The organism is Microbacterium sp. CPCC 204701, assembly GCF_004010105.1.
Classification (GTDB): domain Bacteria; phylum Actinomycetota; class Actinomycetes; order Actinomycetales; family Microbacteriaceae; genus Microbacterium.
In genome coordinates, this window is sequence record NZ_RRYE01000632.1 from 1 (window position 1) to 1,055 (window position 1,055).

2 protein-coding genes are annotated in these 1,055 nt (G+C 74.1%); both read left to right on the forward strand.

Features of this window, described 5'->3' with window-relative positions:
• A partial coding sequence (locus EIO58_RS18470; protein WP_164861892.1) for an FHA domain-containing protein occupies nt 1-522 on the forward strand: 522 nt, incomplete at its 5' end.
• Nucleotides 519-1,055: hypothetical protein (locus EIO58_RS18475; protein WP_446723961.1), on the forward strand; the 537-nt coding region annotated here is incomplete at its 3' end. The genes EIO58_RS18470 and EIO58_RS18475, both read left to right, overlap by 4 nt.

The window sequence follows — 1,055 nt, forward strand, 5'->3', positions numbered from 1 at the left end:
GTGCCGGCGCGCTCGCCGATGGACGACGCCGACGCGTTCCCCGAGAGCTCCGGTCCCGTCTCGGCCGTTGCGGGCGCGCCGGATGCCGGTTCCCCGCGCGCCGCCCGCTCGTCGGTGTCGGCGTTCCACGCGAAGTCCGAGATCCCCGACGAGGACGAGGTCCTCGACCATACGATCATCGCCCGCCGCAAGCGCACGGACTGGTCACTCGTGCCGCCGACCGGTGACCCGATCGCCCTGGTCTCGGACGTCGTCATCCTCGGGCGCCGTCCGGCGCGCGACCCCGAGTACCCTGCGGCACAGCTCGTCTCCGTCCAGGACGGGACCGTCTCGAAGACGCACGCGCGCCTGCAGCTGCGCGGCGACCGATGGTACGTGACGGACCTCGACTCGACCAACGGCGTGCTGTTCGCGACGCTCATGGGCACCGAGGTCGAGGCGACGCCGGGCGAGGAGGTCGAGGCCGGCGACCGCTTCCTGATGGGGGATGCCGAGATCCGCCTCGTACGGAGCGAAGAGTGACCGAGACAGGCGACTCCCGCTCGCCCGAGCCGCTTCTGCGGCGTCGCGCGACGTACCAGCCGATCGCGTCCGAGTACGAGCTCGACGACGCGACGGCGATCTCCGCCCGCCGGTCCGAGCCGGTCGACGACGGGACCGAGCCGTCGGTACGGCGTCCCGAGCCGGTCGACGAAACGACCGCCCTGTCGGTGCGGCGGGGCGGCCCGGGCGGTGGGAGCGCCGTCGGGCCTCGCCGCTCCCCGGCGCCGGAAGGCGACAGCGTCACCCAGAGCGCGATCACTTCGCCCACCGAGCCCGAGGTCGTCGACGATACGATCCTCCGGCCGCTCCGGCCCTCGTCTGTGCAGGCCGCGACACAGGAACCCGCCTTCGACGCCGTCCTGCCGCACCGGGACGCCTTCGTGCCCACCGCCGGCGACCTCAGCGATCGTCGTGGGCCGCGGCCGCCGGAGGTCGCCGTCGCATCGCGTGCGCAGACGCCCTCGCCGAGGGCGCTCGATCGCGCCGGCGCCGACGCATCGAGGCCCGCTCCG